Source organism: Streptomyces sp. NPDC039423 (assembly GCF_055598725.1).
On sequence record NZ_JBVKAH010000004.1, the window covers coordinates 56,800 to 81,676 of the forward strand.

The following is a 24,877-nucleotide window of genomic DNA, read 5'->3' on the forward strand; positions in this document are numbered from 1 at the left end:
GCCGCCCGGCGGCCCCGGCCTCCTACGATGTCCGCGGACGAGGGGAGGACCCATGGCGGTCGGGTGGCACGCGAGCGAGCGGGCCCATCGGAAGCAGCGGTGGTCGGCCAGGGCGTCGCTGACGTCGGTGACGCTGGCCGCGCTGCTGCCGCTGCTGTACGGGGGCATCGGCGGCGTCCTGCTGCTCCTGGTGGGGGCGGCGGGCGCGGCCGTGACGGTGTCCGGCCTGTGGTGGACGCTGACGCGGCGCGGTCCCGCCCGCGTGGCGGCCACCGTGCTGACGGCCGCCGCGCCGGTCGCGGTCGTGGCGATGTTCGCGGCGGCCAATCTGCTGTGGGTGGTCGGCCTCTCCCTGCTGCTGTGGGGGCTGGCCGTCTGGACCGGACGGTACGCGCTGCGCAGCACGGGGCTGCGGCCGGTACGGATCAAGGAGTACCGCACCCCGCCGCCGCGGCGGCCGTTCCTCGTGATGAACCCGCGCTCCGGCGGTGCCAAGGTGGCACGGTTCGGCCTGGTGGAGAAGGCCGAACGGCTGGGGGCGCGGGTGGTGCTGCTCGACCCGGAGCGGCCCCAGGACGTCTCGGAGCTGGCCCGGCGGGCGGTCGCCGACGGTGCCGACCTGCTGGGTGTGGCCGGCGGCGACGGCACGCAGGCACTGGTGGCCGCGGTCGCCGCCGAGCACGGCCTGCCGTTCCTGGTCGTGTCCGCCGGCACCCGCAACCACTTCGCGATGGACCTGGGGCTCGACCGGGACGACCCGGCCGCCTGTCTGGACGCGCTCACCGACGGCGTCGAGGTGCGTGTGGACCTGGGCTTCGCCGGCGGCCACCCCTTCGTGAACAACGTGTCCTTCGGTGTCTACGGGACGGTCGTGCAGAGCCCCGCCTACCGGGACGACAAGGTCGGCACGGCGCTGGAGCTGCTGCCCGATCTGCTGACCCGGCAGAGCGGTCCGAGGCTCACCGCCCGCGCCGGGGACACCACGCTCACCGACCCGCAGGCGGTGCTGGTGAGCAACAACCCCTACCGGCGGGGCGATGCGACCGGGCTGGGCCGCCGTGAGCGGCTGGACTCCGGTGTCCTCGGCGTCCTGGGCCTCCGGGTGGACAGCGCGGCGGAGGCCGCCGGTCTGCTGCTCGACCCGGAGGCGAGCGGGCTGACGGTGCTGACAGCCCGTGAGGTGGTCGTCGACGCCGACCACCCGGCCGTCGACGCGGGCATCGACGGGGAGGCCTTCGTCCTGCCCGCCCCGGTCCACTGCCGCGTCGCGCCCAGGGCACTGCGGGTCCGGGTACCGCGGGTGCGGCCCGGTGTGCCGCAGGCCCCGCCCCCGCTCGACTGGCGCAGGCTGCGCAAGCTGGCCGCCGCGGTGGGCCGCACCGCGGTCACCCGCCGCCCCACCGCCGGACCCGGCCGCCCCGCCTAGCCGCCCCGCCTAGCCCTCCCACCGCGGGGCTCTGGCAGCGGGCCCCGGGCGACGGTCCGGGGCGCGGGTCCCAGGCGTGGGTCCGGGGCGCGGGTCCCGGGCGTGGGTCCCAGGCGTGGGTCCCGGGCGTGGGTCCCAGGCGTGGGTCCGGGGCGGGGGTCCCAGGCGTGGGTCCCGGGCGCGGGTCCCGGGCGTGGGTCCGGGGCGCGGGTCCCGGTCCGGGGCGCGGGTCCCGGTCCGGGCACGGGCCCCGGTCCGGGCACGGGCCCCGGTCCGGGCGCGGGCCCCGGTCCGGGCACGGGCCCCGGTCCGGGCACGGGTTTCTGGCGAGGGAGGCGCCGGGCGGGGTGGTGCCGGTGGTGAATCGGTTCCTCTGGTCCCGCGCGGGCGGGGTCCCCCGTATCGGGCCACGCGGAGCGGGCGCTGCCGGTAGCGTCGGTGGCGTGCGGACGCGGGAAGGGGCGGAGATGCTCACGGTGGTGGGTTTTCGGCTGGGGAACGGCACCCGGCACGCGACGGTGGTGGTGACGGAGTCGGGGCGGCTGCACCGGGCCCACGGCCCGTACGGCGCCGTCGGCCGGGCCTCCCGCCCGGACCGGCCGGTCGGCCAGAACGCCGTCCACCGGCAGATGGGCCAGCTACGGAGCCTGCGCACCCGCTACATGGCCAGGGGGTACGTACACGAGCTGGTCCCCGGCGCGTGCGTACGGCTCGATCTGGAGGAACCGGCGTCGCAGCCCGCCCCCGGCAAGCGCCACGACCGGGAACCTCCCTGGCCGGCGCTGTTCCGGGCGTTCGACGGCGCCGCGCCCGCCGCGTCGCGCGACGGCCTGGAGCGGGCCATCGACGACTTCTACACCACCATCGGCGCGCCGTTCCTGCCCCGGCGCCCCGACCGCCCGGCCATCGCCCGCCCCGCGGCGCGGCTGCCGCTGCGGGTGGCGGCCCTGCGGCGCGTCCTGGCCGGCGGCTCGGCCGTCAGCTCCTCGCCCCGCCTGGCCGTCGGCTACACCGTCACCGCCGACCACGTCCGACTGCACGTGGGCCGGGCCGGCGAGAGCCTTCCCCGCCAGGACGTGGTGGAACTGCACGCGGCGCTCAGCGCCTGGCTGCATCTGAACACCGCCAACTGACGCCCCGCGCGTCACCTTTCCCCCATGTCGTGTTCGCCGAGGTACGCGTGCAGTGCGGCGGCCCCCGCCAGCATGGCGCGCCCACGGGCGGACAGCCGGGCGCGCCATTCGCCCAGCGCGGCCTCCAGCGGCTCCAGTCCGCCGGCCGTCCGCACCTGGGCGATCAAGGGGGCGATCCGCTCCAGCGGGTGACCGCCCCGCCGGAGCTGGTGGGCCAGCCGGGCGTCCCGTACGTCCGCCTCGTCGTAGACGCGGTAGCCGGTCACGGGGTCGCGGCGCGGGCGCACCAGCCCCGCCCGCTCCCATTTCCGCAGCGTCGCCGGGCGGATGCCGAGCTCGGCGGCCAGCGGGCCGATGAAGGTGCCACCCGGCACCCGCGCCACCGGGCGGGGCGCGGGCGTCCCGGGGGACGCCAGGTCACGGAGGGCCTGCTCCACGGCCTGGAGGGTGCGCCGGTCCTCCAGCAGCAGCGCGTGGCTCTCGTCGATCAGGCGCAACGCCTCCTCGTCGGCGCCCTCGTTGACCGCCCGCATGACGGCCGCCGCCGTCCGGTGGCCGTGGCCGGGCACCAGGGTGAGGAACGCGCGCAGGGCCCGCGCGTGCAGCGCGGTGTAGGTGCGGTAGCCGTTCGGGGTCCGGTCGGCGGGCGGAAGGATGCCGGCCTCCTCGTAGTTGCGCACCGCCTGGGTGGACAGACCGTGCCGGCGTGCCAGGTCTACCGGCCTGAGCCGACCCTCTGTTTGAGACTTTTCCCCCATGCCCGCCCCGCTTTTCCGCCCTCGTACGGCCAAAGTTTCCACCGAAGGTTCAACGATACCGTTGAAGGCATGGCTACCGACCTCACGAACGCCGTCCATGCCGTCGACGCCGCGTCCGTCATGAAGCTGCTCCCCGCCCGGCCACGGCTGCTGGCCTTGGGAGAACCCACCCACGGAGAGGAGACCCTGCTGGAGGTGCGCAACGAACTCTTCCTGCAACTGGTCGAGGAGGAGGGCTACCGGACCGTCGCGATCGAGACCGACTGTCTGCGGGGGCTGGTCGTGGACGACCACCTCACCCGGGGCACGGGCACCCTCGACGACGTCATGGAGCACGGATTCAGCCACGGCTGGGGCGCCTACGCGGGCAACCGCGAGCTGGTACGCCGCCTGCGGGCCCACAACGAGGGCCGGCCCCCGTCCGAGCGGGTCCGCTTCGCCGGCTTCGACGGCCCCCTGGAGATCGCCGCCGCCGCCGGCCCCCGCCGCGCGCTCACCGCGCTGCACCACTATCTGGCGGCATGGGTGGAGCCGGACCTGCTGCCCTGCACCATGCCGACGCTGGACCGGCTGCTCGGCCCCGACGACCGGTGGACCGAGCCGGCCGCGATGAGGGACCCGGCCCGGTCGGTGGGACGGTCGGCCGAGGCCGGGGAACTGCGCCTCCTCGCCGACGACCTGGTGGCGCTGCTCGACGCGCAGACGCCGCACCTGATCGCGGCGACCTCGCGGGACGACTGGGACCGGGCACGTCTGCACGGTCGCACCGCCACCGGGCTGCTGGGCTACCACCACTGGATGGCCGACCCCTCGCCGAGCCGTCTGACCCGGCTGGTCGCCCAGCGGGACCGGATGATGGCCCACAATCTCCTCGCCCTCGCGGAACGCGGGCCCACCCTGGTGCACGCCCACAACTCCCACCTCCAGCGCCGGAAGAGCTCGATGCGGATGGGCGGCGCGCCCCTGGAGTGGTGGGGCGCCGGCGCCCTGGCCGACGCGCGGCTCGGCGCGGAGTACGCCTTCGTGGCAACGGCCCTCGGCACGATCCGGCACCAGGGTGTGGACGCTCCGCCGCCGGACACCGTCGAGGGACTGCTGTACGGGCTGCCGGGTGACCGTTGCGTCGTCGACACCGCACAACTAACCACCGCCCTCGGGGACACGCCTCCCGCGCCCCGGGTGTCACCGTGGTTCGGTTACGCCCCCCTCGACCCGGCACACGTGTCCGACCCGGACGCGCTCGTGTTCGTGAAGGACATGGCACGGAGGTAGGACGTGCACCGCGCACGCGTCGTGAGCCCGGCATGATCGGCCGGACACGACCTAGGCCAGCAGGACGATCGCCACCGCGCCCAGCACGTCGACCACACAGCACCATTCCGACCAGGCGCGGGGGACGACCCGGCCGGTCCGGTGGTGCGCGAAGTCCCAGACGCCGTGGGCCAGCCAGCCGGCGGCGACGACGTACAGACCGAGGGTGCCGTCGACGGCGAGCGCGGCCGCGCTCACGGCCGTGAAGCCGGCCAGGCCGGTGAGCTGGAGGGCCAGGACGCCCGACGGCCGGCGCAACTCCCCACGCACCACGCCGAAGACCAGGTAGCACGGGACCATGACGGCGAGGAGGCCCGCCAGCACTTCCCGGGGCGGTACACCGTCGCCGAAGGTGGCCACCACCACGGCGACCGCCAGGAGGGTGGGCCACCGGTGGCCGAGGGCCCGCAGCGCACCGGACGCACCGCCCCCACGCCGGACGCCCGTCGTGCCCGGCGTGTCCGTGGCGCGCCGGGAGATCGGCGCCGGGCCGGCGCGCCCGGCCGGCGTGGGGCCCGTGCCGTGGTCACGGCCGGGCCGCGTGGAGCGGATCGTCATGGCGTCTCCCGGGAGCGAAGGGGCGGTCCGTCCACTGTCCGGCACGCTCCGGCCGGATCGCACCGCGCGGCGGCACCGATGTCCGTGGCCTTGGGGTACCGGTCCTTCCGGCATAGGGTCGGCCCATGGGGGAACGGCTCACGGGGCGCCGCCCCGCGACGGAACGGCTGATGGTGGTCGTCGGCTACGAGGCGACCGAGCTGCTGGACATCGCGTGCGTGACCACCGGGCTGGCCATGGCCAACCGGGTCGGTGCGCCGGACCCGCCGTACCGGGTGCGGGTGGCCGGCCCGGGCGGCGGGCCGGTCGTCTGCGACTCGGGGCTGAGCCTCAGTTGCCAGGAGTCGCTCGAACGGCTCGTGGGACCGCTGGACACCCTGATCGTGTCGGGCGGTTCGGGTTTCGAGCGGGCGGCCGCCGATCCCCGGCTCGTGGGGCACGTCCGCCGGCTGGCGGAGGTGAGCCGGCGGGTGGCGTCGGTGTGCACCGGAGCGGGCGTCCTGGCCGCGGCCGGGCTGCTGGACGGCCGGCGCGCCACCACCCACTGGCGGTTCGCGTCCCGGATCGCCGCCCGGCACCCCGAGGTCACGGTGGACCCCACGCCCATCTACGTACGCGACGGGAACGTGTACACCGCGGCGGGCGTCACCAGCGCGCTGGACCTGACGCTGGCCTTCATCGAGGAGGACCACGGCCCCGAACTGGCCCGCCAGGTCGCCCGCGATCTGGTGGTGTATCTGCAACGGCCCGGCAACCAGGCGCAGATGAGCCTGTTCACCGCCGCTCCCCCGCCCCGCAACGCGCTGGTGCGCACCCTCGTCGAGTACGTCACCGCCCACCCGGACGGCGACCTGCGCACGGTGACACTGGCCCGCCGCGCCGGGGTGACGCCACGTCACCTCACGCGGCTGTTCACGGACCACCTCGGGCAGGCACCAGGGCGGTACGTCCGGCTGGCCCGCGTCGAGGCCGCCGCCCATCTGCTGGCGTCGACCACCCTGCCGATGGCGGGCGTGGCGGCCCGGTGCGGCTTCGGCACCGCCGAAGCGCTCCGCCAGGCGTTCACCGGCCGGTACGGGATCTCGCCCTCGCGCTACCGGGCCACCCGGAACCCGCGCTCGTCCGCCCCGTAGGATCGTCCGGTCATCACCGCGACGGGAGACAGGAAGCCGGTGCGAATCCGGCACGGTCCCGCCACTGTGACCGGGGAGTGGACCCCTCGAGGAGGCCACTGCGCACACCGCGCGGGAAGGCCGGGGGAACGTCGATCCGGGAGTCAGGACACTGGCCTGTCGCGGGCCCGATCCAAAGGAGCGCGGACTCCTCAGGAGGCTTCACGTGGACGACGGCACGCACCGTCCCTTTTGTCCCTTCCCGTCCCTGCCGCCCACCCGTCGGCCCGTGCCGCGGCCCCGCGTCCCGGAGCCCCGCCGCGCCCCGCGGTGGCGGGCGGCGGCCGTGGCCCTCTCCACCGTCCTGACCGCCGCCCTGCTGAGCGGGTGCGGCGCCGGCGCACAGGGCGGCGACGGCGGCCGGCGCACCACGGCCACCTCCGTGCGGGGCTTCCCCGTCACGGTCGACAACTGCGGCGTCAGCACCACGTACGACGAACCACCCTCCCGGGTGGTCACCATCCACCAGCACCCCGCCGAACTGATGCTCGCCCTCGGGCTGAAGGACCGGATGGCCGGCACCGCCTTCCCCGACTCGGCCGTCCTGCCCGCGTACCGGAAGGACTTCGAGGCCGTCCCGCGACTGGCCGACAAGGAGCCGTCCTTCGAGACCGTCCTGGAGGCCGAGCCCGACTTCGTGTACGGCGGCTACGGCAGCGCGTTCGCCGAGAACGAGGGGCGGTCCCGCAAGGCGTTCGCCGACGCCGGCATCGACACGTACCTCAACCGCGAGTACTGCGGCAAGGACCGGGTGTCGATGGACGACACCTACGACGAGATCCGCACCATCGGCACCATCTTCGGAGTGCCGGAACGGGCCGACGCCCTGATCGCGGGGCTGAAGCGGCGCATCCGTGCCACCGGCGAGGCGGTCGAGGGCGCGCCGGCGGTGCCGGTGTTCGTCTACGACAGCGGGGACAAGTCCGCGTTCACCGCGGGCGGCAAGGGCCTGGGCAGCGAGATCATCCGCCTGGCCGGCGGACGCAACGTGTTCGCGGATCTGGACGCCGTGTTCGGTGACGTGTCCTGGGAGCAGGTGGTCGCCCGCCGGCCCGAGGTGATCGCGATCTACGACTACCGCGGCTCGGGGAGCGTGGAGCAGAAGAAGCGGTACCTGCTCTCGCAGCCGGCGCTGGCCGATGTGCCCGCCGTCAAGAACCGGCGGTTCGTGGTCCTGCCGCTCACCGCGACCCTCGTCGGTGTGCGTCCTCCGTACGCCGTCGAGGACCTGGCCCGCGCCCTGCACCCCGAGCGCTTCCGGTGACGGCCGCCGCGCCGGCCCGTGCCGTGACGGGCGCGCCGGCCCGCGCGCCGAGGGGGCGGAGGGCGTTCGCGAGTTCGCTGGTGGTGCTCGGTGTGCTCCTGCTGCTGTCGGTGACGGCGGGGCTGGCCATCGGTTCGGTGCGCGTACCGCCCGGGGAGGTGTGGGGCATCGTGGCGCACGCCCTGGGGGCCGGACCCGAGGAGCCGGCGTGGTCCCGTGCGCGCGAGACGATCGTGCTGGACGTACGGGCACCCCGCGTCCTCCTCGGGGCGGTGACCGGCTCCGGGCTGGCGGTGGTGGGCACGGCCATGCAGGCCCTGGTGCGCAATCCGCTGGCGGAGCCGTACCTGCTGGGCGTGTCCTCCGGGGCGTCCCTCGGCGCGGTGGCCGTGATCGTGTCGGGCGCCGGTCTCTTCGGGGCGGTGTCGCTGTCGGTGTCGGCGTTCGCCGGGGCCCTGGTGACCCTGCTGCTCGTGTACACCACGGCCCGCGCCGGGGGGCGGATCACATCGGTCCGGCTGGTGCTGGCGGGCGTGGCGGTCGCCTCGGTCCTCACCGCGGTGACGGATCTGCTGCTGCTGACCGCCGACCGGGGCAACCAGGCGCGGGAGGTCCTCGCCTGGACGCTCGGGGGGCTCGGTGGGGTCCGCTGGGCGACGTTGTGGTTGCCGGCGGCGGCGTTGCTGCTGGGTATCGGGGTGCTGCTGGTGCAGGCGCGTTCGCTGAACCTGCTGCTGGCGGGCGAGGAGGCCGCCACCACCATGGGGCTGGACGTGCCGCGTTTCCGGGTCCGGATGTTCGTCCTGTTGTCCCTCGTCACCGGTGTCCTGGTCGCGGCGACCGGACCGATCGGTTTCGTGGGGCTGATGCTGCCGCACGTGGTGCGTCTGTTCGTCGGGGGCGACCACCGGCGGGTGCTGCCGACCGCGGCGCTGGCGGGAGCGGTGTTCCTCGTCTGGGCCGACGTCGCGGCCCGGACGGTCGCCGCGCCCATGGAGATCCCCGTCGGCGTCCTGACCGCACTGTGCGGTGGACCGTTCTTCCTGTGGCTGATGCGCCGGGACGCCCGGCGGACCACCGATCGAGGAGTGGCATGAGCACCGACCGTCTTTCCGTGGAGGGCCTCACGCTGACCGCCGGCGCCCGCCGGCTGGTGCGGGACGTCACGCTGAGCGCCGGGCCCGGTGAGGTGATCGGGCTCGTGGGTCCCAACGGCAGTGGGAAGTCCAGCCTGTTGCGCGCGGTGTACCGGGTGCTGCGGCCCGGCACCGGCAGCGTGCGTGTGGACGGGACCGACGTCCGGTCCCTGTCCGCGCGGCGGCTGGCCCGCACCATGGCCGTGGTGATGCAGGAACCGGGCGCCGACTTCGACCTGACGGTGCGCGAGGTGGTGGCCATGGGCCGCACCCCCCACAAGCGGCTGTTCGACGGAGACACGGCGGAGGACGCACTGCTGGTCGCGTCGTCGCTGGCGTCGGTCGACGCGGCGGAGCTCGCGGACCGCCCCTTCGACCGGCTCTCCGGCGGCGAGCGGCAGCGCGTGCTGATCGCCCGGGCGCTGGCACAACAGCCGTCCCTGATCGTCCTGGACGAGCCGACCAACCACCTCGACGTGCGTCACCAGCTCGACGTACTGGGGGTGCTGCGCCGGCTGCCGGCCACGGTCCTGGTCGCCCTGCACGACCTCAACCTGGCCGCCTACTACTGCGACCGCCTCCATGTGCTGCGGGACGGCGAGGTGGTGGCCTGGGGTCCGCCGGGCGAGGTGCTCACACCGCGCCTGCTCGCCGAGGTGTACGGAGTGACGGGTGAGGTGGTCGTGCATCCCCGGACGGGGGCCCCGCACGTCACCTTCCTGCCCGGGGACGTACCACCGGCGGCGGGCGAACCACCGGCGGGCGAGCCGGCCGCGAGCGGTGTCCTCATCCCAACGGAACCGCCGGACACAACAGTTGCTCCGGCAAGCCCGAAAGAGGGGTGACGGCATGGCGGTTGGAGGGCCGGCCCGGGAAACCGCGCTTGTTTGCTTGACACAACGCGACGGCCGTACCCTTCGGCACAGTCCCCACTCTTCGCAAACGCCATGAACCAGCAGGAGGACACGTGCCCATTCCGGCCACCGCATCGGACAGCATCGAAGCGACCACCGCCCTGCTGAGGGATGAACTCCCCCAGTTGGAGCAGCACCAGCAGGCACTGGAGAAGGACCTCGCCGCCGTCACCGAGCGGCTGGAGTCCGTGCGCAGCGCGCTGACCGCGCTGGAGGCACTGTCCACCGCGGCGGTCCCGGCACCGCGCACCGAAGCACCGGCCGGTACGGAGGAGGAGGCAGCCACCACCGAGGCCACCCCGGCGGCCGAGGAGACCCCGGCGGCCACCGCAACGGAGCAGGAGTCCGACGAGGAGCGGGTTCAGGAGCCGGAGCAGGCTCCGGAGCCGGAGCGGGTTCAGGAGCCGCAGCAGGCGGAGGCGGAGGAGGCCGGCGCACCCGAAACCGGCGCACCGGCGCCCGAGGCGCAGGAGAATGAGGCACCGGAGACCGCGGAGGAGGCGCCGGCGCGGGAGCCCGCTCCCGAGCCGGTGGCGGTCGCGGCGGAGACCGTTCCGGCACAGCGCACGCCGCGCACCTCCGCCGCCGGACGCAAGAGCCCGGCCAAGAAGCCGGCCAAGCCCTCCGCCGCGTCCCGCCCGGCCAGGAAGGCCGCCACGGCCAAGCGTTCCGCTCCGGCGAAGAAGGCCGCCACGGAGAAGGCCTCCACCGCCAAGCCGACCGCCGAGAAGACCACCACCGCCAAGACCACCACGGCCAAGTCGACCGCGGAGAAGGCCACCACGGCCAAGACCGCCGCCCCGGCGAAGACCGCCAAGGCCGCCAGGACCGCCAAGGCGCCGAAGACCACGAAGGCCACGAAGCCGGCGACGGCCACCAAGCCGGCCGCGGCCGCGAAGCCCGCGGCGGCCAAGGAGTCCCCCGCCACCGACGGGAGCGGTCTGACCGAACAGGTCGCCGCCGTCCTCGCCCGCAACAGCGACAAGCCCCTCCGTGCCCGTGACGTCGCGAAGGAGCTCGGCCGCGACGTCAGCACCGGTGCCATCAACACCGTGCGCAGCACCCTCGACCGGCTCGTCGCGACCTCCCGCGCCCGTCGCGCCGGTCGCGGCCTGTACCAGGCACCGGCCAACTGACCGTCGGTACCCGCACCATGTGGCCCCGTCCCGGCGGCCCCCACCTGCCGCCGGGACGCCCGCTCCCCCACTCTCGCCCCCCGGGTCCCGTCATCCCGCCCCTGGACTCAACGGTCACACGACCACACGGTCATGCGCCTCCGGGCCGGCCCGCCGGCGGTACGAGGCCGTCGGCGACCAGCCCGTCCAGCACCGCCTCCCCCAGCGCCTGCACGGCGGACTGCGGGCGGACCATCACCGTGAACTCCTTGATCCGGCCCGCACCGTCGAGGTGCAGCAGGTCGATGCCGTGGATCTCCCTGCCCCGCACCGTGGCGCGGAACGGCATCACCACCGCGGGATCCTCGTCACCGTCGGTGCCGGATGCCGCCCCCTCGAAGTGCCCGACGTAACGGAAGTCCTCGAAGGTGCGCACCAGGACGCCGAAGAGTCCCAGGACCATGGGCTTGCCCTCGAAGGGGGTGAACTTGACCGGGCTGTTGAGGCGGATGTCGTCGGTGAACAGCTCTCCCAGCGCGTCGAGGTCGCGCTCCTCCACCGCGGTGCGGAAGTCGTCGGCGGTCTTGTCCATGGACCTCTCCTTCGTACTCAACAATGTGACTAGTCACTTTTTTGAGTATGATGCCGGGACGGACGACGAAGGGGAAGGGGGTACGCCCGCCATGGCCTTGCGACACGCCGTACTGGCGGCGCTGCTGGACGGCGAGTTCAGCGGCTACCAGCTCGCGAAGGCGTTCGACATCGGTGTGGCCAACTTCTGGCACGCCCTGCCCCAGCAGCTCTACGCCGAACTGGCCCGGCTGGAGAAGGAGGGCTTCGTCGCCGGCCGGCAGGTGGTCCAGGAATCCCGGCCCAACAAGCGCGTCTTCCGGGTGACCGACGCGGGCCGCGCCGAGCTGGAACGGTTCGCCGCCGCCGCGTCGAAGCCCTCGTTCATCCGCGACGATCTGCTCGTCAAGGTCCAGGCCGCCGACCGCATCGGCACCGCGCCGGTGATCGGGCAGCTCGAGGAGAGGGCCGCCGCGGCCGAGGCCAAGATCGATCTCCTGGACGGGCTGCTGCGCCGGATGCGCGGCGACGCCGACGAGGACGAGTTCCTGCTCCGGGGCGAACGGATCGGGCCGTACCTCACCTGTCTGCGCGGTCTCGCCTTCGAGCGGGAGCACCGGGACTGGTGCCTGCGGATCGCGGCCGTCCTGCGGGAGAGGCGGAGCACGGCTCATGCCGAACGGTGAGTACCTGCGGTACGTCGCCCTGGGCGACAGCATGACGGAGGGGGTGGGCGACGGGGACGACACGGTGGGCCTGCGCGGCTGGGCCGACCGGCTCGCCGAACGGCTCACGGCCGTCGACCCCGCGCTCCGGTACGCCAACCTGGCGGTACGGGGACGCCTCGCCGGCCAGGTCCGCGACGAGCAACTGGCGCCCGCCCTGGCCCTCCGCCCCGACCTGGTCACCGTCGTGGCCGGGGCCAACGACCTGCTGCGCCCGCGGTTCGACGCGCAGGAGGTGGCCGGCACCCTGGAGGACGTGTTCGCCGCGCTGTCCGCCACCGGGGCCCGCGTGGCGACCCTGACCTTCCCCGACCTGGGCCGCATCGCGCCGATCGCCCGGCCGTTGCGGTCCCGGATCCTCGACCTCAACGCCCGTGTCCGCGTCGCGGCCGCCCGGCACGGCGTCACGGTCGCCGACACCGGTGGGCAGCCGGTGTGCACCGACCCACGGTTCTGGACCGGGGACCGTCTCCACGCGAGCCCGCTCGGCCACGAACGCATCGCGGCGGCCGTCGCCCACGCCCTGCGCCTGCCCGGGAGCGACGACGGCTGGGCGCGGCCGCTGCCCCCACGCGCGCTGCCCGGACCCTGGCACGCCGTGGGCGCCGAACTGCGCTGGGCGGCCGAGTTCCTGGGGCCCTGGCTCGGACGGCGGCTGCGCGGGCGCTCGTCCGGCGACGGCCGCGCCGCCAAACGGCCGGAGCTGCTGCCGCTGGAACCCGCCGGGCACCCGCACACGCCCCGGCCCTGAGACGGCCCCCGGCCCACCGGCCCAACCGGCACGGCCCCGTACCCGGCACCCGGCCGGCCACGACCCTCCCGGCCCGCCGCTGCGACCGGGGAAGGTTCACCCGGCTGCCCCGACGGCGGTCGGTGGTCCCCCCGCTCCCGCGTGGTGAGCTGGGAGGGCCACCGGACGCACGCGTACCCGGAGAACGGGACAACGGGGATGACGGGATGACGGGGATGACGGATGAGGGCATGACGGACGGCGACGAGGACATCGACCGCCAGGACATCCGGCTCGCCGTGGTCATGAACGGCGGGGTGAGCCTGGCGGTGTGGATCGGCGGGGTCGCCGTCGAACTGCACCACCTGGCCATGGCCCGCCGCTGGGCGGAGCCCGTCTACCGGCCGTTGCTGGACCTGCTGCACGCCGACGCCCGCGTGGATGTCATCGCCGGCACGTCGGCGGGCGGCCTCAACGGGGCGTTCCTGGCGCTCGGACTCGCCCGTGAGCGGGACATCGCGTCCATCGGCGACCTTTGGCGGGACAAGGGCGCGCTGGGGGCGCTGCTCCGGCACCCGCTCCACCGCGATCCGCCGTCGCTGCTGAAGGGCGACTACTTCCTGGACGAGCTCCGCAAGGCATTGCGGCACGTGCTGGAGACCGCCCGGCCGGCGACGGCCGGCACCGGTGGTGCGGCCGTCGCCGGGGGCCCGGGCCGGGACCGGCCGGTGGAACTCGTCCTCACCGGCACCCTGTGGCGCGGGCGGGAGACGTCCTTCAGTGACGACATGGGCGTCCGGCTGACGGAGGTCGACCACGACGCCCGGTTCCTGTTCGGCTCGGGGGACGGCGGCCGGCCCGGCGGGACGGGCGACCTCGACGACGACGCGGTGGTCGACCGGCTCGCGGTGGCGGCGCGCTGCTCGTCCTCGTTCCCGGCGGCATTCGAACCGCAGTGGGTGGACGTGCCCGCGGACCCCGGTCCAGGGGACGGCCCGTGGCCCTCCTCGGCCGGACGGGCCAACTTCCGGACGCCGCAGTACGTCGTGGACGGCGGGGTCCTCCTCAACAAGCCGATCCGCCCGGCCCTGGACGCGGTCTACCGCCAACCCGCCCGGCTCCAGGTACGGCGGCTGCTCACCTACGTGGTCCCCGACCCGGGCGAGGCGGAGCCGGAGGCCCCCGCCGCCGCGCGCCCGGACGGCGCCCCGGAGCCGCTGCCACCGGCCCCGGAGGTCCTGCTGGGCGTCCTCAGCCGGCTGAGGTCCACCGACTCGGTCTCGCGCGAGCTGCGGGAGATCCGGACCCGCAACGAGGACGTGCGCCTCCGGCGCCGGGCCCGGGACAGGTTCGCGGCCGCGCTGGCGACGACGGCCGAACCGCTCTCCCAGGCGGCCTGGCAGGGCTATCTCGAAGTGCGGGTGCAGCACGCGGCGGAGACCATCGGCCGCTGGATGGCCGCGGGGCAGCGGTCGGACGCCCGGTCCGGGTGGAGCGAGACGGAGGTCGTCGGATGCCTGCGCGCCGTGCTGTGGGAGCTGCGCGGACGGCCGGACTCGTTCATCCCGCGCGGGGACTCGCCCGGCGAGGCCGCGGCCCGCACCGGTGACGCCTGGGACTGGGGCCAGTCGACCGTGCGCAGACTGCGTGACCTGACCGTCGACGTCCTCAAGCGGGCCGTGTGGCTGGCACCGCTGGGCTCGCCGGAGCGGCTGGCGGTGGTCCGGAGCCGGGAGCGGGCGGGCCGGCTGTTCGAGACGATCCAGGAGGAGTGGGACGACCTCGGGGCCCACTGGTCCGCCACGACCCTCCCGCTCCGGGAGGACGACGGTCACGGCATGGCGACCGCCGCCGCCGTCCAGCGTCTGGAGGCCGCCGTGCGGGACGCGCTCGTCGCCTGGAACGCACCGCCCGGTCCGGCCGCCCCGTCGCCGGCCGCCGTCTCCCGGCCCGCCCGGCGCTACGCGCAGGCGCGGGGCCTGGCGGACTGTCTGCACCGCTGCGCCGAGGCGCTCCGGTGGATCGCCGCGACGGACAATCCGGTGGTCGACCCCGACGGCACGGAACGGGAACGGCTCGGCGCCATGACCGGCTACCTGCTCGCGGGGGACGACCCGGACGCGGTCCTGTCCCGGATGCTCCGCCTGGACGTCGTCCAGCTCGCGTACGCGGGGGCGCACCGCGAGGTGGAGCAGGAGGTCGAACTGGTCCAGTTCTCCTCGCACAGCCCCGACCTGTTGACGGGCAAGCAGCTCCACCACTTCGGTGCCTTCTACCGTGCGTCGTGGCGGGTCAACGACTGGATCCACGGGCGCCTGGACGGCGCCGCCCATCTGGTACGGACGCTGCTGTCGGGCGAGCGGCTGCGGCAGGTGTGGGCGGCGACCGGTCGGGCGGTGGGGGCCTCCACCGTGGAGAGCGCCGCGGAGGCGGTCACCGGGATGGTCCGTGCCTGCGCCGTGGACGCCCGCGACGCGGCGGACCGGGCGTGGCTGGAGGGCATCTGGGAGGAGCGGTACGCCGCCCCGTGCGCGGCCTTCGTGAGGGAGCGGATCGTCGCCCCGTCGCCCGGGGCCGGCCGGCCGGAGGACGACCCGGGGTTCCGGCTGTGCGTCGAGGCCGTCACTCGGGCGGCGCAGACGCAGGTGCTCCGGCAGGATCTGCACCGGCTCGCGGACGCGGTGCGGTCGGAGGGCGAGGGCCGGCCCGTGGGCAGTACGCGGTGGCTGGCCGAGTACGACGCCCGGGCCATCAGGGCGGCGCGCGGGAATCTGCCGCCGGAGACCCTGTGGGAGCTGTGGGAGGGCGCCCGGGTGATCGGCGGTCAGCGGATCGCCGACGAGGTGGGCGGCGACCTGCTCGCCGACACGGCGGCCCACACCGCGGCCGTCACGGTGGGTTCCCTCGGGCGGCTGTCACGGGTGAAGGCGCTGGCCACGGTGGCCGGCGCGCTGCGCGGCTACACGCTGACGGTGTGGGCCATGGTGCACTTCCTCACCCGTCCCGGTGTCTTCGGCCACCGGATGGTGCAGCTCGCCCTGGCCACCGGTGGGGTGCTGCTCGCCGTGTCGCTGTTCGTCCCGGGCATGCCGGTGGTGTTCACCCTCGTGGGTGTGCTGGTCCTGCTCGCGGGTGCGTCCGCCGCCGCGTTGCGCACCGGGGAGGCCCGGGGCGTCGGCCGGAGGCTCGCCGGCGCGGCGGTGCTCGCCGCCCTGGCGGTCGCCGGGTACGCCTGGTGGGAGCTGTCCCGGCACGAGGACCCCGGGAAGGTGTTGTGGGGCCTCGCGGCCAAGGTGCTCGTCGGGCTGCTGGTCGTGCTGCTGGGCTGGTGGGTCGCCGGTGCCCGGCGGGCGGGCCGGCGGCGCGGTCGCTCCCGGGGTGCGTGAACGGCGGGTGCGGGAACGGCGGGGTGCGGGAACGGCGGGGCGTGAGCGGCCCGGACGGCGGCGGGGGACGGCCGCCCGGGGTCTGATCGCGTAGGCTCGGCGGATGGCGAAGTATTTCGACGTGCACCCCGAGAATCCCCAGCGGCGCACGATCAGCAGTGTGGTCGACCTCGTCCGTGCCGGCGCGCTCGTCGCGTACCCGACGGACTCGTGTTTCGCCCTGGGGTGCCAGCTCGGCAACCGTGACGGCATCGGCCGGATCCGGTCGATCCGGAACCTCGACGACCGGCACCACTTCACCCTGGTGTGCGAGAACTTCGCGCAGCTGGGGCAGTTCGTGCACGTCGACAACGATGTGTTCCGGGCCATCAAGGCGGCGACGCCCGGCAGTTACACCTTCATCCTCCCCGCGACGAAGGAGGTGCCGCGCCAGTTGATGCATCCGAAGAAGAAGACGGTCGGGGTGCGGATCCCCGACCACGGGGTCACCCAGGCCCTGCTGGCCGAGCTCGGTGAGCCGCTGCTCTCCAGCACCCTGCTCCTGCCGGACGAGGAGGAGCCGCTGACCCAGGGCTGGGAGATCAAGGAGCGCCTCGACCACGTCGTGGACGCCGTGGTCGACTCGGGCGACTGCGGCACCGAGCCGACCACGGTCGTCGACTTCTCCGGCGGCGAGGCGGAGATCGTACGCCGCGGGGCGGGCGACCCGTCGCGCTTCGAGTAGCCCCGCCCTACGCCCCCGGAGGCGCGCCCGCGGGTGTCAGCCCGCGGGCAGCAGCCCCAGCACCGGGGCCACCGGTGCGATGAGCTGCCGCGCCTCGCCGAGGCGCTGGAGCCCGTCGAGCCCGCCGAACTGCTCGGTGATGGTGGGCACCTCGTGACGGTGCTCGGGGGCGACGGCGATCGAGGCCAGGCCGTCGACCCGGTTGAGGAGCGACGGGCCCTGGGGGCCCGGGGCGGGCACGATGACCGCCCCCGCCGTGGGGGCCGACAGCACGGAGGCGCCGGCGGCCACGGCGAGGGCGGCGAGAATACGCTGAGACTTGGTCATAGCCAGACCAACGCCTCACTTCCCCATCAGTCACGCCCCGTACCGCCGGGAGCCCGGCGTTCCCCGGTGGGTGCGCCCTCCGGCGCCCTGAACAGGGCGGTCCAGAGGAAGGCCTCGCCGAACAGGGCCGACTCCGGTGGCTCGTCACGCATCCGGCGCAGTTCCACTTCCGTCAGGTCCGAGAAGATGTGGCGCAGCGCCTCGGGCGTGTAGGCCAGGCCGCCGTGGAGGGCCGACTGTGTGTAGAAGGCGGCGTCCGGCTCCTCCGACCCCATCGCGCCGGAGGCGAAGCAGGTGAGGGCGAAGTGGCCGCCGGGGGCCAGGGCCCGGTCGAGGAGCGCAAGGTAGCTGACGCGCCGGTGGGGCGGCAGGTGGTGGAAGCAGCCCGAGTCGTAGACGAGGTCGTAGGTGCCGGTGAGCTCGGTGCCCACGAGGGCGAAGGCGTCCCCGCGGTGGAACCGTACGCCGGCGCCCGCTGCCCGGGTGCGCTCCTCGGCCCATTCGATCGCCACCGGGGACAGGTCCACGGCGTCCACCTCGAACCCCAGCGAGGACAGGTGGAGGGCGTTGCGGCCCGGACCGCAGCCGAGGTCGAGGGCCCGGCCGGGGGTGAGCAGGCCCCGCTCCAGGTAGGCGACCAGGTTCTCGTCGGGTTTGTCGGCGAAGAACGGGACCGGCTTGGTCCGGTCGGTGTAGAAGCCGTCCCACCAGGCGGCGCCGTCGGCGGTCCAGCGGTCGGCCTCCCGTGCGAACAGCCCGTCCAGCAGCCCCAGCACGTCGTCGACGGTTCGTATCGTGCGGTCCATCCGCGTCCCCTCTCTCGCTCCCCGCACGGTAGGGCGCGGCGGGGCGGAAGCCCAGCTCGGCGGAGGTGCGCCGACGCCGCGCACGGCTCCGGGAGCCCCCGGCGCGGCACGGCCGGGGCCGCGGCCCCGGCGGGCGGCGGCACGTTGTTGCGCGCCCGCCCCGAAGGGCGTACGGGGCCCTTTCCGGGCGGCGCCGGGAGGGGTTTTCCGGCGGGTCGGTGGCGGGCCGGTCGGAGAGACGGCGGGCGCGGAGGCGGGCCGGTCGGGGAGGCGGGTGGGCGCGGGGGCGGGTGGGGCGCGGACGCCGGTCACTCGCGGACGCGGGCGACCAGGAGGGCGACGTCGTCCTGGTTGCCGCCGCGGAGCAGCTCGCGGAGGAGGCGGTCGCAGGTGGCCTCCAGGGTGGGGTCGGGCGTGCGGAGCAGGTCGAGCAGCCGGTCCAGGCGGGTGTCGATGTCCTGGCCGCGGGTTTCGACCAGGCCGTCGGTGTAGAGCACCAGGCGGTCGCCCGGGGCGAGTTCGGCCGTGACGTCGTGGAAGGGGACGCCGCCGACGCCCAGGGGCGCGCCGGTGGGGAGGTCGAGCAGCCGGGGGCCGCCGTCGGCGCGGACCAGGACGGGCGGGGGGTGGCCGGCGGTGCACACGCGGCACTGGGACCGGTGGGGGTCGTAGACGGCGTACACGCACGTGGCGAGGGAGGGTTGCAGGCCGGCGGTGATCTCGTCGAGGTGCCGGAGGACCTCGGCGGGTCCGAGGGCGAGGCGGGACAGGGTCTGGGTGGCGGTGCGCAAACGGCCCATGGTGGTGGCGGCGTTGATGCCGCTTCCCATGACGTCGCCCACCACGAGGGCGGTCCGCTCCCCGTCCATCGGGATGATGTCGAACCAGTCGCCGCCGACCTCGCTGCCCGCGCCGGCCGGCTGGTAGCGGGAGGCCACCTCCAGTCCGACGAGGTGGCGCGGCGGTGTCGGCAGCAGGCTGCGCTGGAGGGTCAGCGCGGTCTCCCGCTGGCGGCGGAAGAGGCGGGCGTTGTCGATGCACACCGCCGCCCGGGCGGCCAGCTCGCTCGCGAGGAGGGCGTCGTCCTCGGTGAACGGGAGCGGGTTGCGGGCGCGTTTGAGGTCGAGTGCGCCCAGCACCTCGCCGCGGGCGATCAGCGGCACGGCCAGGTAGGAATGGACGCCCGCGCGGGACAGGAGGTCCGCCGCCTGGTGGTCCCGGGCGATGCAGGACAGGTCGTCGGCGTGGACCTCGGACACCATGACCGGCCGGGCGGTGCGTACGCAGCGGGTGACGAGCCGGTCGGCGCCGTAGTGGGCCGGTTCGCCCGGGCGGTCGGCGGCCTCGACGGCGACGGTGGGGTAGGCGGCGGCGACGGCCAGGGCGCGGATGACGGCCGGCCCGTCGTCGGCGATGCGGGCGGGGCGCCCTTCCAGCACGGTGTCCAGGAGGTCGACGGCGGCGACGTCCGCGAGTTCGGGGACGGCGATGGCGGCCAGCTCGCGGGCGGTCTGTTCGAGGTCGAGCGTGGTGCCGACGCGTACCGAGGCGTCGGCGACCATGGCCAGGCGGTGGCGTGCCCGCTCGGCCTCCGTGGCCGCCCGGTACCGGTCGGTCACGTCGATCACCGAGATGGCCAGGCCCAGGACCCGGCCCGCCACGTCGTCCAGCCGGTACAGCGAGACCGACCAGGCGCGGTCGGTGTCCGGGTCCGCCGGGGTGCGGCCCACCATCTGACGGTCGAGCAGCGGCTGCCCGCTCGCCAGTACGGTCCGCATCGCCTCCTCGACCGCGGCGGCGTCGACGAACGGGAGCACCTCGGCGACCCGGCGCCCGATGTGGCTGCCGGCGCTCAGGCCGTCGATCCGCTCCAGGGCGGCGTTGACGCCCACGTAGCGCAGGTCGGTGCCGACGACGGCCAGGCCGATGGGCGACTGGTCCACCAGCCGCACCGACAGCGCCAGGTCGCGCTCCACCTTCCGCAGCACGGCCCGGTCGGTGGCCAGGCCCAGGGCGTAGTAGTCGCCCCGGTCGTCCAGGAGCCGCATGTTGCGGAATTCCAGCACCCGGGTGGTCCCGTCCTTGCACCGGACGATGAAGTCCCCCGACCAGGTGTCCCCGCTGCTCATCACCCGTTCGAAGAGGTGGAGGACCCGGTCGAAGTGCTCCTGCGGCACCAGGAGCTGCGCGGCGTACCGGCCCAGGGCCTCCTCGGCCGAGTACCCGAGCAGCGACTCGGCCTGCGGGCTCCACAGCACGATGCGCCCCTCCGCGTCGAGCACCACGGCCGCCACTCCCAGGACGTCGAGCAGCCCCTCCGCCGACGACGGCTGCGCCGCCCCGGGTCCCGCCCCGGGTCCGCCCGCCGTGCCACGGCCGGCCGGGGACCCCTCTGCGCCGCCCATGACCGCTCCTCTCCGTCCTGCCACCGTGCCTCCATACCGGCGCGCACGCACGCCGGTGGGCGGAACGGCTGCTACGCGGGTACCACCGGCTCCCGCGCTCGAACGCCGCCGGAGTGCGGACGGGTGCGGAGGGGACCACCATGGGACGTGGGGAGCCCGGACGGGTGGGCCAGGTCCGGCTCCCGCCGCGGCCGCGAGCCTTCTCCACCGCCCGGGGGGCATCGGAGCACCACATGACCATGCACAGACTCGGTCGCGACATCACCGTCCTCGCGGACTCGCTGGAGGTGCCGGGCATCGGCTTCCTCCCCATCAACGCCTTCGTGCTGCACGCCGCCGAGCCGGTGGTCGTGGACACCGGCGTCAGCCTTCCGGACCGGAACTTCCTGGAGACGCTCGGCTCGGCGGTCGACCCCGCCGACGTGCGGTGGATATGGCTCACGCATCCCGACCGGGACCACACGGGCGGACTGTTTTCGCTGCTGGAGGAGGCGCCGCGGGCGCGGGTGATCACCACCTTCCTCGGGGCGGGGATCATGTCCACCGAGCGGCCGCTGCCCCTGGACCGGGTGTTCCTGCTGAACCCGGGGCAGTCCCTGGACGTGGGCGACCGGACGCTGACGGCGTTCCGGCCGCCGCTCTTCGACAATCCGGCGACGGTGGGCTTCTACGACGACCGGGCCGGTGCCTGCTTCAGCTCGGACTGCTTCGGGGCGCCCATGCCGAGCGCGGACCTGGCCGAGTGCGACGACGCGGGCGCGCTGGTGCCGGAGCAGTTGCGGGCGGCGCAACTGCTGTGGGCGACCGTCGACAGCCCGTGGGTGCACACGGTGGACGCCGACAAGTTCCTCGCCACGGTACGGCCGCTGCGGGAGATGGACCCGGAGACCGTCCTGTGCACCCATCTGCCGCCGGCGTCCGGCCTCACGCCCCGGATGGTCGACTCGATCAGCTCCGCGCCGGGGTCCGACCCGTTCGTCGGCCCGGACCAGCAGCAACTGGAACGCATGCTGGCGGGGTTCGAGCCGGGCGGTCCGGAGCCCGGGCCGGTGCGGGTGCCCGAGGACATGCCCGCTGAGACGCCCGCCCCTGGCGTGCCCACCTGAGCGGCGGGCGCCGTCGACCCGTCGAGTTCACGAGAGGCACACCCCGCGTAGGGGAGCCGGTCACCGATCCCCTCCATGATCGGCACCGGTTTGCCATGCTCCCGACAGCAAGGGGTTCCCTCTCGTGTTCAGGCACCGTCCCGTCCGGTCGGCCGCTCTCGTCCTGGGTACGGCCCTGGCGGCGCTCGCCGCCTCCGGCCCCGCCGGCGCGCAGCCGGCCCGGTCCGCCCCGGCCCTGCCCGGCGTCGCGCCCCGCACGGAAACCGCCACGCTGTACGACGACGAGGCGGGCGGCAACGCCAACGCCGACGACCCGGCGATCTGGCGCAACGCCGCCAGTCCGGACCGGAGCCTGGTGATCGCCACCGCCAAGGAGGGCGGGCTGCGCGTCTACGACCTGGACGCCCGCCAGGTGCAGGCGGTCCCCGCTCCCCCGGCCGCCCGGCCCGGTGACGCCCCCGGCCGCTTCAACAACGTGGACCTGGTGCACGGCCTCCGCCTCTCCACCGGCCGGGCGGACGTCACCGTGACGACCGACCGCGGCCACGACCGCCTCCGCGTCCACCGCATCGCGCCCGGCCGCGCCGGCGGGCCGCTCGTCGACGTCACGGACCCGGCCGCGCCGCCGGTCTTCTCCGCCGGTCAGGACGAGGTCAACGACCAGCAGACCGCCTACGGGCTCGCCACCTGGACGGACCGCACGACCGGCCGCTCCTACGCCCTGGTCAGCCGGCGCAACCGCACCACGATCGCCCTGCTGGAGCTCACGCCCACCGCCACCGGCACGGTCACCTACCGGAAGGTCCGCAGTCTGGACCTGCCGTCGTCCTTCCGGCTGCCCGACGGCACGTCCTGGACGCCGTGCGGCGAGCCGGGCGAGCTGCCGCAGGTCGAGGGCATGGTCGTCGACCCGGCCGACGGGACGCTGTACGCGGGCCAGGAGGACGTCGGCATCTGGCGCGTGCGCGCGGATCTGACGGGCGCCGCCCCGAAGCTGGTCGACCGCGTCCGCGAGTACGGCGTGCCGGGCGTGTACGACGAGGAGACCGAGGAGTGCTCCGCCGGTGCCGACCCGGGCTTCGGCGGCACCCGTCTGGCGGCCGACGTGGAGGGCCTGGCACTGCTCACCGAGGCCGGCGGGGACGGCTACCTGCTGGCCTCCAGCCAGGGTGACGACACCTTCGCCCTGTACGACCGCGAGGTGGCGGACGCCAACGAGTACGAGGGCGGGTTCCGCGTCACCGCCACGGCCGACGGCTCCGTCGACGGGTCCGAGGAGTGCGACGGTGCCGCCGTCCTGAACGCCCCGCTCGGGGCGAAGTACCCGCACGGCCTGCTGGTCGTCCAGGACGGTCACGACACGCCGGTGGACGGCGACCGGGAGGCCACGAACTTCGCGTTCGTCGACCTCGGGGACGTTCTGGAGCGCGTCGACGACTGACGCGGCCGACTCCGTGCGGGTGGTGTGCCTGCACCGTACGGCGCAGGCCTCGGGGCGGAGCGGTTGGCCGCCCGCCCCGGGGTCTACAGCTCTGGGAAAGGCAACCGGCGCGAGGAGTTCGTTGTGCGACGCAGGAGAGCGGGATGGTCGGCGCCCCGTACGGCCGTGGCGGTCGCCGCCGCCACCGGGCTGGCGGCCCTGGCACAGGCCGTCCCGCACGCCGCCGCGGGGCCGGCACGGGCCGGCGCCCCGGCGTCCGGGGCGGTGGTCGCCGAGTGGATGGGCGCCGTCACCGGGACGGTCGATCCGGAGGGCGGGCTGACCACTCCGGAGGAGCTGGTGTGGCACGCGTTCACCGCCACGGCCATGTACAACGCGGTGGTCGGCATCGAGGGGCGGTACGAGCCCTACCGCTGGGCCGCGCGCGGACCCCGTACGGCGTCCTCGGAGGCGGCCGCCGCGGCGGCGGCCCACCGGCTGCTGCGGCTCTCGTTCCCGGCGGCCGCACCCCGGCTGGGCGCGCTCTACGCGGCGAGCCTGGCCCGTGTCCCGGACGGCCGGGCCGAGGACGAGGGCGTCGCGTTCGGCGAGCGGGCCGCCGACCACCTGCTGGCCCTGCGCGCCGGGGACGGCCGCGGGGCGGCCGTGCCGTTCCCCGCGCGCCCCGCGCCGGGTGTGTGGCGACCCACGCCCCCGGGCGGCCGGCCGTTCGACAGCGCCTGGCTGGCGCGGCTGCGCCCGATGCTGACCGGCTCCCCCGACCGGTTCCGTCCCGGCCCCCCGCCGCGGCTCGGCTCCGTCCGGTACGCCAGGGACCTGGCCGAGGTGCGGGCGTTCGGCGCCGGGAAGGGTTCGGTGCGCACCCCCCGGCAGACGGAGAACGCCCTGTTCTTCACCGACCTGGAGGTGCAGAAGGCGCTGGGCGACCACGCGGACCGGCACGGTTTCGACATCGTCGAGACGGCCCGTACGTACGCGGCCGCCAACACCGCCATGCTGGACGCGGTCGTCGCCGCCTGGGACGCCAAGCTGCACTACGGCACCTGGCGGCCCATCACCGCCGTCCGCGAGGCCGACCGGGACGGCAACCCGGCGACCCGGGCCGACCCGGACTGGGAGCCGCTGCTGACGACGCCCCCGCACCCCGACTACCTGAGCGGTCACGCCGCGTCCGGCGGCGCCCTGATGCGCACCCTGACCGGCCTGTTCGGCACCCCCGACGTCGACCTCCGGATCAGGTCGCGGGGCACCGGCACGACCCGGCACTACCGGCACGCCCGCGACTACGACCGGGATGTGGTCGACGCCCGCGTCTGGGCCGGTATCCACACCCGGACGGCCGACACCGCGGGCAACGCCGTCGGGCGGCGGCTGGCGGCCTGGGCTCTGGAGAGGTACTTCCGGCCGGTCCGCCGCTGACCCCGGCAAACGGGTGAATGCGGCATACGTCCGTCGGCGCGGGGCCGTTGTGCAGTCCGGGTTCCGGTCGCTCCGGCGACCGTTCGGACCGCATCCACGACCGCATCGACGAGAAGGAACGAACCCATGATCAAGAAGGTGCTGGCCACCGCCGGTGTCGCCGCAGCCGTCCTCGGCGCCTCCGCCACCGCGGCCGGTGCGGTCGGGGACCGCGAACTGCACACGCAGAACGGCAACTTCTCGACGCAGTCGTACGGCAACACCGGGGCCCCGGAGCCGCAGGGAGCCGGGCGCGCCCTGACCGACAGCGACCTCCGCCCCCTGGACGGCCTGCGGCGATAGCCGCCCGTTACGCTGAGGGCCGCGGCGGTGGCGCCCGCCGGCGGTCCCCGCCCGTGCTGGTGCGCGCCCGTCCGCCCGACGCTTGGACCGCGCCCTCGGCCCGCGGGTA

At 75.0% G+C, this 24,877-nt stretch carries 22 protein-coding genes and 1 riboswitch; of the genes, 16 read left to right on the plus strand and 6 right to left on the minus strand.

Annotated features, from left to right (window positions below; all coding sequences use genetic code 11):
- Window positions 1–52: 52 nt before the first annotated feature.
- Both ACZ7LK_RS14455 and ACZ7LK_RS14460 read left to right on the plus strand, forming a co-directional pair.
- The gene (locus ACZ7LK_RS14455) at window positions 53–1,426 is read left to right on the plus strand and encodes a diacylglycerol/lipid kinase family protein (RefSeq protein ID WP_392273803.1); all 1,374 of its coding nucleotides are present in this window, start codon (window positions 53–55) and stop codon (window positions 1,424–1,426) included.
- A 443-nt stretch (window positions 1,427–1,869) separates the two neighbouring features.
- On the plus strand, window positions 1,870–2,559 hold the full coding sequence (locus ACZ7LK_RS14460) for a hypothetical protein (RefSeq protein ID WP_392273802.1): 690 nt from the start codon (window positions 1,870–1,872) through the stop codon (window positions 2,557–2,559).
- A gap of 11 nt (window positions 2,560–2,570) precedes the next feature.
- Here the strand turns inward: ACZ7LK_RS14460 and ACZ7LK_RS14465 are convergent, their stop codons facing one another.
- Window positions 2,571–3,317 (minus strand): TioE family transcriptional regulator, encoded by a 747-nt coding sequence (locus ACZ7LK_RS14465; protein ID WP_471141547.1) that lies wholly within the window; start codon window positions 3,315–3,317, stop codon window positions 2,571–2,573.
- A gap of 69 nt (window positions 3,318–3,386) precedes the next feature.
- Here ACZ7LK_RS14465 and ACZ7LK_RS14470 point away from each other — a divergent pair, with 69 nt between their 5' ends.
- Complete coding sequence (locus ACZ7LK_RS14470) at window positions 3,387–4,589, plus strand: erythromycin esterase family protein (protein WP_471140760.1); 1,203 nt, start codon at window positions 3,387–3,389, stop codon at window positions 4,587–4,589.
- Between the two features lie 51 nt (window positions 4,590–4,640).
- On the opposite strand, the gene ACZ7LK_RS14475 is transcribed toward ACZ7LK_RS14470, so the two are convergent.
- On the minus strand, window positions 4,641–5,186 hold the full coding sequence (locus ACZ7LK_RS14475; RefSeq protein ID WP_392273799.1) for a hypothetical protein: 546 nt from the start codon (window positions 5,184–5,186) through the stop codon (window positions 4,641–4,643).
- Between the two features lie 170 nt (window positions 5,187–5,356).
- Between ACZ7LK_RS14475 and ACZ7LK_RS14480 the strand changes: the two genes are divergently transcribed.
- The 5 genes from ACZ7LK_RS14480 to ACZ7LK_RS14500 all read left to right on the plus strand — a co-directional run bounded on the left by ACZ7LK_RS14480 (window position 5,357) and on the right by ACZ7LK_RS14500 (window position 10,808).
- Entirely contained in the window at window positions 5,357–6,319 is a 963-nt protein-coding gene (locus ACZ7LK_RS14480) for a GlxA family transcriptional regulator (RefSeq protein WP_471141550.1), read from the plus strand.
- Between the two features lie 2 nt (window positions 6,320–6,321).
- A riboswitch (cobalamin riboswitch) is annotated at window positions 6,322–6,482 on the plus strand.
- Between the two features lie 42 nt (window positions 6,483–6,524).
- A complete protein-coding gene (locus tag ACZ7LK_RS14485) occupies window positions 6,525–7,622 on the plus strand; it encodes an ABC transporter substrate-binding protein (RefSeq protein ID WP_471140765.1) in 1,098 nt (365 codons plus the stop codon).
- A 23-nt stretch (window positions 7,623–7,645) separates the two neighbouring features.
- Window positions 7,646–8,719: a FecCD family ABC transporter permease gene (locus ACZ7LK_RS14490; protein WP_469465240.1), complete on the plus strand. Its 1,074-nt coding sequence runs from the start codon at window positions 7,646–7,648 to the stop codon at window positions 8,717–8,719.
- Window positions 8,716–9,603 carry an ABC transporter ATP-binding protein gene (locus tag ACZ7LK_RS14495; protein ID WP_471140767.1) on the plus strand — a complete coding sequence of 296 codons (888 nt, stop codon included), beginning with the start codon at window positions 8,716–8,718 and terminating at the stop codon, window positions 9,601–9,603. Before ACZ7LK_RS14490 ends, ACZ7LK_RS14495 begins: the two co-directional genes overlap by 4 nt.
- A 122-nt stretch (window positions 9,604–9,725) precedes the next feature.
- The gene (locus ACZ7LK_RS14500; protein ID WP_471140770.1) at window positions 9,726–10,808 is read left to right on the plus strand and encodes a hypothetical protein; all 1,083 of its coding nucleotides are present in this window, start codon (window positions 9,726–9,728) and stop codon (window positions 10,806–10,808) included.
- A 130-nt stretch (window positions 10,809–10,938) separates the two neighbouring features.
- On the opposite strand, the gene ACZ7LK_RS14505 is transcribed toward ACZ7LK_RS14500, so the two are convergent.
- Window positions 10,939–11,379, minus strand: coding sequence for a nuclear transport factor 2 family protein (locus ACZ7LK_RS14505; RefSeq protein ID WP_392273794.1), 441 nt, complete (start codon window positions 11,377–11,379; stop codon window positions 10,939–10,941).
- 91 nt (window positions 11,380–11,470) lie between these two features.
- Here ACZ7LK_RS14505 and ACZ7LK_RS14510 point away from each other — a divergent pair, with 91 nt between their 5' ends.
- The 4 genes from ACZ7LK_RS14510 to ACZ7LK_RS14525 all read left to right on the plus strand — a co-directional run bounded on the left by ACZ7LK_RS14510 (window position 11,471) and on the right by ACZ7LK_RS14525 (window position 16,922).
- The gene (locus ACZ7LK_RS14510; protein WP_392273793.1) at window positions 11,471–12,043 is read left to right on the plus strand and encodes a PadR family transcriptional regulator; all 573 of its coding nucleotides are present in this window, start codon (window positions 11,471–11,473) and stop codon (window positions 12,041–12,043) included.
- Window positions 12,030–12,833, plus strand: a complete 804-nt coding sequence (locus ACZ7LK_RS14515) for an SGNH/GDSL hydrolase family protein (protein WP_392273792.1) — start codon at window positions 12,030–12,032, stop codon at window positions 12,831–12,833. Before ACZ7LK_RS14510 ends, ACZ7LK_RS14515 begins: the two co-directional genes overlap by 14 nt.
- Before the next feature lie 215 nt (window positions 12,834–13,048).
- A complete protein-coding gene (locus ACZ7LK_RS14520) occupies window positions 13,049–16,198 on the plus strand; it encodes a patatin-like protein (protein ID WP_471140774.1) in 3,150 nt (1,049 codons plus the stop codon).
- 103 nt (window positions 16,199–16,301) lie between these two features.
- Window positions 16,302–16,922, plus strand: coding sequence for an L-threonylcarbamoyladenylate synthase (locus ACZ7LK_RS14525; protein ID WP_392273789.1), 621 nt, complete (start codon window positions 16,302–16,304; stop codon window positions 16,920–16,922).
- 36 nt (window positions 16,923–16,958) lie between these two features.
- Here ACZ7LK_RS14525 and ACZ7LK_RS14530 read toward each other — a convergent pair whose 3' ends face one another.
- The 3 genes from ACZ7LK_RS14530 to ACZ7LK_RS14540 form a co-directional block, all read right to left on the minus strand.
- Window positions 16,959–17,249: a hypothetical protein gene (locus tag ACZ7LK_RS14530; protein WP_392273788.1), complete on the minus strand. Its 291-nt coding sequence runs from the start codon at window positions 17,247–17,249 to the stop codon at window positions 16,959–16,961.
- A 26-nt stretch (window positions 17,250–17,275) separates the two neighbouring features.
- A complete protein-coding gene (locus tag ACZ7LK_RS14535) occupies window positions 17,276–18,055 on the minus strand; it encodes a class I SAM-dependent methyltransferase (RefSeq protein WP_469464948.1) in 780 nt (259 codons plus the stop codon).
- 308 nt (window positions 18,056–18,363) lie between these two features.
- Window positions 18,364–20,460: a SpoIIE family protein phosphatase gene (locus ACZ7LK_RS14540; protein WP_392273786.1), complete on the minus strand. Its 2,097-nt coding sequence runs from the start codon at window positions 20,458–20,460 to the stop codon at window positions 18,364–18,366.
- Window positions 20,461–20,693: 233 nt separating this feature from the next.
- On the opposite strand from ACZ7LK_RS14540, the gene ACZ7LK_RS14545 reads away from it, so the two are divergent.
- The 4 genes from ACZ7LK_RS14545 (at window position 20,694) to ACZ7LK_RS14560 (ending at window position 24,768) form a co-directional block, all read left to right on the plus strand.
- The gene (locus tag ACZ7LK_RS14545; RefSeq protein ID WP_471140780.1) at window positions 20,694–21,566 is read left to right on the plus strand and encodes an MBL fold metallo-hydrolase; all 873 of its coding nucleotides are present in this window, start codon (window positions 20,694–20,696) and stop codon (window positions 21,564–21,566) included.
- 124 nt (window positions 21,567–21,690) lie between these two features.
- The gene (locus tag ACZ7LK_RS14550) at window positions 21,691–23,007 is read left to right on the plus strand and encodes a phytase (RefSeq protein WP_471140783.1); all 1,317 of its coding nucleotides are present in this window, start codon (window positions 21,691–21,693) and stop codon (window positions 23,005–23,007) included.
- A gap of 123 nt (window positions 23,008–23,130) precedes the next feature.
- Complete coding sequence (locus ACZ7LK_RS14555; RefSeq protein ID WP_392273783.1) at window positions 23,131–24,426, plus strand: vanadium-dependent haloperoxidase; 1,296 nt, start codon at window positions 23,131–23,133, stop codon at window positions 24,424–24,426.
- Between the two features lie 126 nt (window positions 24,427–24,552).
- Entirely contained in the window at window positions 24,553–24,768 is a 216-nt protein-coding gene (locus ACZ7LK_RS14560; RefSeq protein ID WP_392273782.1) for a hypothetical protein, read from the plus strand.
- Window positions 24,769–24,877: the final 109 nt, after the last annotated feature.